Source organism: Thiohalophilus sp., assembly GCF_031581315.1.
Taxonomy (GTDB): Bacteria; Pseudomonadota; Gammaproteobacteria; order UBA6429; family Thiohalophilaceae; genus Thiohalophilus.
In genome coordinates this window covers 7,853-18,090 of the sequence record NZ_JAVLAZ010000022.1, presented here as the reverse complement: position 1 = coordinate 18,090, position 10,238 = coordinate 7,853, and the positions used below count along the sequence as shown (strand labels likewise).

General features: G+C 54.3%; 8 protein-coding genes. 2 read left to right on the top strand and 6 right to left on the bottom strand.

Annotated elements, in window-relative coordinates; genetic code table 11:
* Window positions 1–15: 15 nt before the first annotated feature.
* The 6 genes from RI563_RS04890 to RI563_RS04865 all read right to left on the bottom strand — a co-directional run bounded on the left by RI563_RS04890 (window position 16) and on the right by RI563_RS04865 (window position 8,836).
* A complete protein-coding gene (locus tag RI563_RS04890) occupies window positions 16–1,974 on the bottom strand; it encodes an alpha-amylase family protein (RefSeq protein WP_310693232.1) in 1,959 nt (652 codons plus the stop codon).
* A 231-nt stretch (window positions 1,975–2,205) separates the two neighbouring features.
* Window positions 2,206–2,967, bottom strand: coding sequence for a zinc-dependent peptidase (locus tag RI563_RS04885; RefSeq protein ID WP_310693231.1), 762 nt, complete (start codon window positions 2,965–2,967; stop codon window positions 2,206–2,208).
* A gap of 6 nt (window positions 2,968–2,973) precedes the next feature.
* Window positions 2,974–3,975 (bottom strand): FkbM family methyltransferase, encoded by a 1,002-nt coding sequence (locus RI563_RS04880; RefSeq protein ID WP_310693230.1) that lies wholly within the window; start codon window positions 3,973–3,975, stop codon window positions 2,974–2,976.
* Window positions 3,918–4,391: a Cys-tRNA(Pro) deacylase gene (gene ybaK / locus RI563_RS04875; RefSeq protein ID WP_310693229.1), complete on the bottom strand. Its 474-nt coding sequence runs from the start codon at window positions 4,389–4,391 to the stop codon at window positions 3,918–3,920. Before ybaK ends, RI563_RS04880 begins: the two co-directional genes overlap by 58 nt.
* Before the next feature lie 84 nt (window positions 4,392–4,475).
* Entirely contained in the window at window positions 4,476–8,183 is a 3,708-nt protein-coding gene (gene metH / locus RI563_RS04870; protein WP_310693228.1) for a methionine synthase, read from the bottom strand.
* Window positions 8,184–8,413: 230 nt separating this feature from the next.
* A complete protein-coding gene (locus RI563_RS04865) occupies window positions 8,414–8,836 on the bottom strand; it encodes a hypothetical protein (protein WP_310693227.1) in 423 nt (140 codons plus the stop codon).
* Between the two features lie 103 nt (window positions 8,837–8,939).
* Here RI563_RS04865 and RI563_RS04860 point away from each other — a divergent pair, with 103 nt between their 5' ends.
* Window positions 8,940–9,719, top strand: a complete 780-nt coding sequence (locus RI563_RS04860; protein WP_310693226.1) for a tRNA 2-thiocytidine biosynthesis TtcA family protein — start codon at window positions 8,940–8,942, stop codon at window positions 9,717–9,719.
* A 290-nt stretch (window positions 9,720–10,009) separates the two neighbouring features.
* Entirely contained in the window at window positions 10,010–10,195 is a 186-nt protein-coding gene (locus RI563_RS04855; protein WP_310693225.1) for a hypothetical protein, read from the top strand.
* Window positions 10,196–10,238 lie beyond the last annotated feature (43 nt).

Sequence of the window (10,238 nt, the reverse complement as noted above, 5' to 3'; positions counted from 1 at the left end):
TCTGCAAACTGCCGACTACGCTCCTCTGGACAACACCAGTATCTGGTATGGCTCCATAATCAGCTCCTGGGTCGCCGTGATGGTATGCCCGCCGAACAGGTCGACCATGGTTTTACGCAATCCCAGCAAACGCAAACGTCTGGCCTCCAGGCGCTGTTCATGTTCACTGAAATTGGCCAGTACAAACACACTGTATTGACCATTATTGCGAAAGAAGCTCAATACATGCGCATTACCACTATCGGTAAATTCAGTCTCGGCATGACTGAATGCCGGGTTTTGCTGACGCAACTGGATGAGGCGTAAAATACCCTGATATATTCTTCCGGTTACCGAGTCACTATCCCTGCGTTTCTCTGCCAGCTCCCAGTCGAAGCGTGAACGATGCAGCCAGCGGGTATCTCCCAGCTTGGCACTGTCCTGATCGTAGTCGTAATTGTTCAACGTTCCTATTTCATCCCCGATGTACAACAACGGAATACCACCCAGCATGATAATCACGCCATGCAACAGAAGGATCCGTTGAATAGCCAGGTTGATTTCCTTTTCATCTTTTTCCCCCAGCGCTTTTTCTAATCCGCATAGCGAGGCACAGGTTCCGGATATACGGGCATCACCGGTCTGTTTATTTTCCTGGAATGGCGCGCCACTTGCGAAGCTACCCTGATAACGGCCGGTATAGAATTCGGTCAGAAAACGTCGATGCTCGGCCGGCTCGAACCCGGAAGCAATAATATCTTCATCGGAAAATGCCCAGCCGATATCATCGTGGCTACGCACATAATTGACCCAGGCACAGCCTGTCGGGATGTTGAAATCATCCTGCATCGCCCGCAACAACGCGCGTGTATCACGGGTGGCGAGTGCCTCCCATAACAATGCCATAAGCTGTGGATGATAGGAGAGAGGACATTCATCCACGTCGATATATTTTTTTACTTCGTCGGGATGAACAATCGCCTCGGACTTGAATACCATCGCCGGTGCCGCAATACTGACGATCGCATTAAACGCCTGTATTACCCAATGGGCTTCTGGCAGATTTTGGCAATCGGTCCCCAGCCGCTTCCATAAAAACGCGACCGCATCCAGGCGTAATATTTCCACACCCTGATTGGCAAGAAACAGCATCTCTTCCAGCATCTGGGTAAACAATACCGGATTCTCGTAATTGAGATCCCACTGATAGTTATTAAATGTGGTCCAGACCCATTTTTTTATCCGGTTACGATAGGTAAATGCGCCCGGATGATCCTCGGGGAAAATTTCACCCATACTGCGCTCATACGCATCCGGCAGGGCGCGATCGGGATACATACGGTAATAGGCCTGATGTTCCGGATCACCGGCCAAGGCCGCCTGTGCCCACTCATGCTCATCCGAAGTATGATTAAAAATGAAATCCAGCACCAGCGAGATGCCGTGATGGCGCAACTCGGTTGCCAGTGCCTGAAGATCATCCATGCTCCCCAGTGGAGGATGAACCTCCCTGTAGCTGCTAATAGCATAACCGCCGTCATTATCCCCTTCGGGCATTTTGAATAACGGCATCAGATGCAGATAGGTAATTCCCAACTCGGTCAGGTAGGGAATTCGGGCTCGCAACTGTTGCAGATCACCGGCAAACAGATCCACATAACACATGGCGCCGACCATGCGATTGGAAAGATACCACTCACGATTGACTTCACGCATAGCATCAAGTGCCCGAAGCTCATCAGGACGTTCCAGCCACATGTGCGTGGTTGACTTGAGGATATTTTCCAGATGATAAAAGAAATCGTAGTTATGGCCATACAGTCGATACAGGCGTTCGAACAGGCGCGGGAAATGCCGTTTCAATCGCTCGAGATAACCCTCCCACTCGGCGCTGTCCACCTGCTCCCGGAATGCCGCTTCCAGCCGCGGTAGCAGGCGTGAAAGGGTAGTGCGGCTCTCTTTTTTCAACCATAGTGGGTCGATATCGTCGATCATGGTGACAGGCTTCTCTACTGTGCGGCTAGTGAATAATCAACTATATGCTACTGCCGGGCCTATTTAAACAGGCTTACGAATACCAGTACAGGGATCAGGTAATGTCTCGCCTTCCCGGACCCTCGCCACAGGGATGTGGCTGCCGAGCCCACAAGTATGTATTCACGGCGAGTTCTGGAAGGTGCGGCAACACTCATGACGCCAAATCGATCGGAAATTCACAAGGCTAGTTTATACATTCAGTGGATTTTGCCGGTAGAACTCTGTCAGCTGCTGATACACTGCCGGGTAAGTTTGTTGAACAACCCGGGGCTGCTCGAAAAAGACCTCACTCAGCACAGCAAAAAACTCCGCCGGCGCCGTAGCCGCATAATGATCGATACTCACTGACTTGCCGTGCGCAATCCGATTTTGCAGATCCGCATAGGCGGCACTGAAGGCTTTGCTCCATTGTGGTGCGGACATTCCCCGGTGCAGCGGCGGCATGCCATTGGCAACGCCGTTTTGCATGTCCAGCTTGTGAGCAAACTCATGTATGACCAGGTTATGACCGTCTACGATCCCCCCGCCCATCGAATCCTCGGCTGACAGCACCACTGGCCCTCGCTCCCACGACTCGCCGCTCAGGGGGCTGCGCACTTCATGGACAACACCAACTTCATCTATTTCAGTATGCACCGGCGTAAAACCGGCAGGATAGATCACCACAGAGACCCAGCCCTCGTACCAGTCCAGTCCCAGGTTCAGAATTGGCAAACAGGCTTGCAGGGCAATGACCAGCTTCAGTTCGGTAGTAACAACCAGGTCACCGGCCCCTTCGAGGGATTTATCGTGCAAAAACAGCGTTGCCAGTCTTTTCAGGCTGTCCAGCTCGTCCTTATTCAATTGATCGAGAAGCGGTAGACGCGACAACGCCTGTTGCCAGTCCGTATCGGTATATGGCGAATGCCTGAGTATGCGCTTTTCACGCCAATTACGGAGAAATTCCAGCACTGTGATTCAGGACAGAATGCCCCGGGTCTCGAGTATTTTTTCCGTCAATTCGGAGGGGGAGAATATATAATCGTCCTGGTAGTCCTTGTTGAACTCTTCGGCCTTGTTCAACACAGTAACCCCGCCCTCAGTTTTGAAAGCGACAATATTATAGTCGAGCTCGTGAAGAATGTTGATTATCGAATCAATGCGCTTTTTACGTTCTTCGTACTCACCAACATCACTATTCAGGTTCAATACTTCACAGAAAACAAACGGCCGGTAATCTTTGAGAATTCCCTTGATGCCATCGACCACCTCAAACTCGGCCCCTTCGACGTCAATTTTGATCAGGGAAATTTCCGACAGCGGCAGGCGTCGAATAAACTCCTCTCCCTGCACGGTCACCATTTCAAACGAATAACCCAGTTTTTCATGCTCGCGCATGAATTTATGCATGGAAGCGCGTTTTTCCCCCAGTTTCCTGGCATACAGTGTGCGCATGGAGTTTTCATTTGAAATGGCCACAGGATAAAAACGGCTGTTTTCAAAACCATTCAAACGAATCAGTTCCTGCACGTAGAAATTGCACACCGGGTTGGGTTCAAAACCAAAATATTGCCGGTGCTGATCGATAACTCTCAGCTTGACCAGGAAGACACCCACGTTACCGCCAATATCCAGCACCGCGCCCGGCTTCAGGCCCGTCAGCAATTCTATGCAGTGGGACATCCACATTTCGCCCGTGGTCAGGTAACCGCGACCCATCCCATAAATCAACGGCACCTGCAGCTTCATACCAAGATAATTGACCGTCGTTTTGCGACGACAGAGCTTGGAGAGCGCAACGTTAACTTCCCGTCTGAATTTCGTTACAATTCCCATCGACCGCTGTTTGTAGTTTGATCCGGTGGCTAAAATACCATACTTGCCAGTTATTTCCCTAACCGACCGCGTTTTGCCGAACACACTTAACGAGCGATGGCTGCAAGCGTTCCGTCGGTTAGCCGGCGCAGATCCACCGGCCATAATTCGATTTCCAGCCCCCGCCGCCCGGCGCTGACATAGATCGTCTCATAATTCATCACCGTTTCATCCAGGATAGTTAACAGGCGCTTCTTTTGCCCCAGGGGACTGATTCCTCCCAGAACATACCCCGTGACCCGTTCCGCTTCCCAGGAATCGGCCAGCCGCGCTTTTTTGGCTCCGGCGGCTGCCGCCATGGATTTCAGATCAAGCTGTTTGTCGACCGGGACAATTCCGACGGCCAGCATCGACCCGCTTCCCAGCAGTGAGACCAGCAGGGTCTTGAATACCCGGGCCGGTTCCACACCCAGCTGTTCGACGGCTTCCAGGCCGTAGGATTCGGCAGCGGGGTCATGCGTGTATTCATGTATCGTAAAGCGGATCCTTGCCTTGCGGGCAATTTCAATAGCCGGTGTCATACGACAAAATAGTCTCCTGTTCCCATAAAAAAAGCCAGCGCATCGCTGCGCTGGCTTTTAGTATGACGGGAATGTCTATCCCGTTCAGTCGGCGTCATAGCCGAGGCTTTGTCCCAGCCAGCGTTCGACTTCGGCCACGGACATACCCTTGCGTTTGGCGTAGTCCTCGACCTGATCGCGGTTGATCTTGCCGACCCCGAAATAGCTGGACTCGGGGTGACTGAAGTACCAGCCACTGACCGCCGCCGCCGGCCACATGGCCATGGAGTCGGTCAGCTTGACGCCGGTATGGGTCTCGGCATCCAGCAGTTCCCACAGCTTCAGCTTCTCGGTATGTTCCGGGCAGGCCGGATAGCCGGGCGCCGGACGGATCCCCTGGTACTCTTCGCGCACCAGCTTGTCGCTGTCGAAGTTTTCGCTCTTCAGACCGTAATCCGGCGTCCAGCCATTGGGCTCGTAACCCCAGTTGATATGCCGCATGCGATCGTGCATGTGCTCGGCAAAGGCTTCCGCCAGACGGTCGGCCAGGGCCTTGAGCATGATCGAACGATAATCGTCGTTCTCTTTTTCGAAGCGCTCGATATGCTCGTCGATGCCCAGTCCGGTAGTCACGACAAAACCGCCGATATAATCAGGCTTGCCACTGTCTTTGGGCGCGACAAAATCGGCCAGACAGCGGTTGGGTTTGCCCGGCGGACGCTGGGTCTGCTGACGCAGATGATTCAGGGTCATTTTCACTTTCTTGCGTGAATCATCTTCGTAGACCTCGATATCGTCATCATTGACGCTGTTGGCCGGCCACAGACCGACGATGGCCTTGGCCTTGAGCCAGCGCTCCTCGATGATCTGATCCAGCATCTGCTGCGCATCTTTTAACAGTTTCTTCGCCTCGGGACCCTTGTCCGGATCATCCAGAATCTTGGGATAGGAGCCTTTCATCTCCCAGGTATGGAAGAACGGCGTCCAGTCGATGTACGGGCGCAGGAATTCCAGCGGCATATCGTCGAATACCTGGATACCCGGCTGTTCGGGAACCGGCGGGGTATAGTCGGACCAGTCGATCTTGGTCTTGTTGGCCCGTGCCTTTTCCAGCGTTACCCAGTTGGTCTTGGCGCGACGCCCGGCATGGTTCTCACGAACCTTGTCATACTCGGCGCGCAATTCGGTAACGAATTTTTCCCGATGCAGTTCGCTGATCAGATTCTGCGCCACGCCCACGGCCCGCGAGGCGTCTTTCACCCACACGGTCGGGGCATGATAGTGCTGCTCGATCTTCACCGCGGTATGCGCCTTGGAGGTGGTGGCACCACCGATCATCAGCGGAACATCAAAGCCGTTACGTTCCATCTCTTTGGCCATGTGCACCATCTCGTCCAGCGACGGGGTAATCAGGCCGGACAGACCAACGATATCGACGTTCTCTTCTTTGGCTTTTTTGAGAATGTCGTTGGCCGGCACCATGACACCCATGTCGACCACTTCAAAGTTGTTACACTGCAGCACCACGCCAACGATATTCTTGCCGATGTCATGCACGTCACCCTTCACGGTGGCCATCAGGATCTTGGCATCGGCCTTGGCGCCCTCTTCTTTCTCCGCTTCGATGAAGGGGAACAGGTAGGCCACGGCCTTTTTCATAACACGCGCCGATTTGACCACCTGGGGCAGGAACATCTTGCCGTCACCGAACAGATCGCCGACGACGTTCATACCGTCCATCAGCGGGCCTTCGATCACTTCCAGCGGCTTGTTGAATGCCTGACGCGCCTCTTCGGTATCTTCATCCACATAAGCGTCGATACCCTTGACCAGCGCGTGTTCCAGTCGCTTGGCGACCGGCCAGCTGCGCCATTCCAGATCTTCTTCCTTCTTGGCGCTGCTGCCGTCGCCCTTGTACTTGTCGGCCAGGTCCAGCAGGCGCTCGGTGGAATCATCGCGGCGATTGAGTACTACGTCTTCGACGGCCTCACGCAACTCTTCGGGCAGATCGTCATACACGGCCAGCTGACCGGCATTGACGATACCCATATCCATGCCCGCCTTGATGGCGTGATACAGGAACACGGCGTGAATGGCCTCGCGCACCGGATTGTTACCGCGGAACGAGAACGAGACGTTGGAGACACCGCCACTGATCAGTGCGTAGGGCAGGTTAGCCTTGATCTCGCGAACCGCCTCGATAAAGTCAACACCGTAGTTGTTGTGTTCCTCGATACCGGTGGCAATCGCAAAGATATTCGGATCGAAGATAATATCTTCCGGCGGCAAACCGACCTGTTCGGTGAGGATCTTGTAGGCACGCGAACAGATTTCGACCTTGCGCTCCTTGGTGTCGGCCTGGCCGGTTTCATCGAAGGCCATGACCACCACGGCGGCACCGTAACGGCGGCACAGTTCAGCCTGGCGAATAAACTCTTCCTCGCCTTCTTTCATCGAGATGGAGTTGACCACGCCCTTGCCCTGAACACATTTGAGGCCGGCCTCGATGATGTGCCACTTGGAGGAGTCGATCATCACCGGCACGCGGGAGATGTCCGGCTCGCTGGCAATCAGGTTGAGGAAGGTCACCATGGCATTCTCGCCATCGAGCATGCCTTCATCCATGTTGACGTCGATGATCTGGGCGCCGTTTTCCACCTGCTCGCGCGCCACATCCAGTGCTGTGTCGTACTGCTCTTCGAGGATCAGGCGTTTGAACTTGGCCGAACCGGTGACGTTGGTGCGCTCGCCGACGTTGACGAACAGCGAGTCCTTGTCGATGTTGCAGGGTTCCAGGCCACTCAGGCGGGTGGTGTGATTATCTTCAGGCAACTTGCGCGGCTCGTAGGGGGCCACGGCTTCGGCAATCGCCTGGATGTGTCCCGGTGTAGTACCGCAACAGCCGCCGATGATATTCAGGAAACCGCTCTTGGCCCACTCCTCGATCTGCCCGGCCATCTCTTCGGGTGATTCGTCGTACTCACCGAACTCGTTGGGCAGTCCGGCGTTGGGATGGGCATTAACGTGACAGGTCGCAATGCCGCTCAGCTCTTCAATATGCTGGCGTAATTCACCGGCACCCAGGGCACAGTTGAAGCCGAAGCTGATCGGCTTGATGTGACGCAGCGAGTTATAAAACGCCTCGACAGTCTGGCCCGACAGAGTACGGCCGGAGGCATCGGTAATGGTCCCGGAGATCATCACCGGCAGACGCTTGTCTTCCTTGTCGACAAAATAACTGTCGATGGCAAACAGCGCCGCCTTGGCGTTGAGCGTATCGAAAATGGTTTCCACCAGAATCAGATCCACACCGCCATCGACCAGGCCGCCCAGCGCTTCGGTATAGGACTCGACCAGCTGATCGAAGTTAACGTTACGGAAGCCCGGGTTGTTCACGTCCGGCGAGATACTCGCGGTACGATTGGTTGGCCCCAATACACCGGCGACGAAACGCGGCTTCTCGGCCGTTGCCACCGCTTCACAGGCTTCGCGCGCCACTTCGGCGGAGGCCTTGTTCATCTCGTAGGACAACTCTTCCATGTGATAGTCTGCCATGGAAATGGAGTTGGCATTAAAGGTGTTGGTCTCGACAATGTCGGCACCGGCTTCGAGATAGGCGGTGTGAATATCGCGAACAATCTTGGGCTGGGTCAGTGACAACAGATCGTTATTGCCTTTGACATCGGATTGCCAGTCGGCGAAACGATCGCCGCGATAGTCTTTTTCTTCGAGTTTATAGGTCTGGATAAGGCTGCCCATGGCGCCGTCCAGAACGAGGATGCGTTGTTTTAAAGCTTCTTCAAATTGACTCATAACTAATTTCTTTTAGCCGTTATTAATTAACTGATATGCGTGAAAAATCGGGGAATACGCGGATAAAGAGCCAAGGATTATACCAGAAACAGCCTCATCCGCCTATTTCCCGTGATAATGGTATGGATGCTGACAGGGTAGAAGCGCGAAAACCGCATGATTATGCGCATTGCAGCGCGGGTTAACCGGTTTCATGGAAACCCGCGGGCGAACAATTCAAGTGTATTCGCTCAGGTTGTCAGTCTGATCAGGGTGAGCAGTTCGCGATATAACAGCAATAATGCGACCAGTATCAGCAGCATACCGAACATGCGTGCATACTTGCTCTTCAATACCCGAACAGTAAATGGCGATCGCGTACCGGCTGGCGGGACACGCAGCGAGGCAATAATACGCCAGCCATACCAGAGGAAAAACAGAATCGGCAGCATACGCCAGATGCTATAGACATAGCCGGTCAGAAGTTTCTTTTCATCAGCCAGCGCCATCACCTGATAGGGGTTGGCCGACGCGGGATCGGGCACCAGCAGAAAATCGATCAGCGGTTCCAGCAATACCGCTATCAGAAAATAAGCGGCAATCACCAGGGCCAGATTCAGCCGCAATGATTTGTCGCCAGATTCAAACTCGGGCTCGGGAGGTTGCTCCTGCATTCTGACAACATAACATATTGCCCCGCCCCCGCCGTAGCGGAATCCCGCGAACACGACCTACATAATGGTGATACCGGCAAACACGGGGTACACTGCCAGGGTTATGGCCAAAAGCTCACCAATTACCGAAGACTACCGTGGCGACGCTGCGCCACTGCTGAAGGTGCCCAAGGCGATCCTGCGGCCGGTGGGGCGGGCGATTGCCGATTTTGACATGATCCGTGAGGGTGACCGGGTTCTCCTCGGACTCTCCGGCGGCAAGGATTCTCTGTCGCTGTTGCATATTCTGCGGCATCTGCAGCGCCATGCCCCGATCCGGTTCGAGCTGGGCGCCCTGACCGTGGACCCGCAGATCGAGGGCTTCCATCCCGAAACGCTCAAGGATTATCTGGCGCAACTGGGCATTCCCTATTTCTTCGAAAGCCAGCCGATTGCCGAGAACGCCAAAAGCCAGATGAAGAACGATTCCTTCTGCGCCTACTGCTCGCGCATCAAACGCGGCATTATGTACGCCACCTGCCGGCGCGAGGGGTACAACGTGCTGGCCCTGGCCCAGCATCTGGATGACCTGGCCGAAAGCTTTCTGATGTCGGCTTTTCGCGGCGGCCAGCTGCGCACCATGAAGGCCTGCTATACCAACCGCGAAGGCGATGTGCGCATCATCCGCCCGCTGGTCTATAGCCGCGAACGGCAGACCGCCGACTTTGCCAACCAGCGAATCCTGCCGGTCATTCCCGACTCCTGTCCCGCCTGCTTCGCCATGCCCACGGAGCGGGATCACATGAAGCAACTGCTGGCGCAGGAGGAGTCCCACAATAAACAGCTTTTCAAAAGCTTGATGACAGCGATGCGCCCCCTTTACTCAAAAGATGGGGCCGATTAGGCATATCAATCCCACCTGAAATATATTTCAAATAAAAAACCACTATCTATAGGCAATTTTTTAAAAAGTGGGAACTCCTGTCTATAAAGCTCGATTAATAGAATCAGCGTGGGAAATTATTCCCTTACCCAAAAAACGGAAATGTGACAATTTGTGAATTTATTCACATTTCCTTTATCAGAGCGCTATGATTACCGGTAAGGTCTCCAGGCAGCCCCAACATATTGGGAGGTTTTGCCCGGAATGGTGTCCAACTCGTGTAGCAAGATGAGCCTGTCGGGAGGTGTCCGATGAAACACGTCAAACGTGAAGCCCCAGCGATGGTCCAGTGTGGCGAGGGCTGGTGCATTGAAACACCGGCCGGAATGGAAGGCCCGCTGGACAGCCGACAGGATGCGGCCGTTTACCTGAACCTGCTCAACCGGGTGAACGCCGCCCGCAATGAGCTGGCCTGCCACGATTGCGAGGCCCCGTAACCGCAAACATATCCCCCCCACTGCCTTGTCCGGTTCGCCCGCC

What these genes read in the sequence shown, in the direction of transcription:
- RI563_RS04890 (WP_310693232.1), bottom strand. Translation starts at nt 1,974, where the DNA reads ATGATCGACGATATCGACCCACTATGGTTGAAAAAAGAGAGCCGCACT.
- RI563_RS04880 (WP_310693230.1), bottom strand. Translation starts at nt 3,975, where the DNA reads ATGGCCGGTGGATCTGCGCCGGCTAACCGACGGAACGCTTGCAGCCAT.
- ybaK (WP_310693229.1), bottom strand. Translation starts at nt 4,391, where the DNA reads ATGACACCGGCTATTGAAATTGCCCGCAAGGCAAGGATCCGCTTTACG.
- metH (WP_310693228.1), bottom strand. Translation starts at nt 8,183, where the DNA reads ATGAGTCAATTTGAAGAAGCTTTAAAACAACGCATCCTCGTTCTGGAC.
- RI563_RS04865 (WP_310693227.1), bottom strand. Translation starts at nt 8,836, where the DNA reads ATGCAGGAGCAACCTCCCGAGCCCGAGTTTGAATCTGGCGACAAATCA.
- RI563_RS04860 (WP_310693226.1), top strand. Translation starts at nt 8,940, where the DNA reads ATGGCCAAAAGCTCACCAATTACCGAAGACTACCGTGGCGACGCTGCG.
- RI563_RS04855 (WP_310693225.1), top strand. Translation starts at nt 10,010, where the DNA reads ATGAAACACGTCAAACGTGAAGCCCCAGCGATGGTCCAGTGTGGCGAG.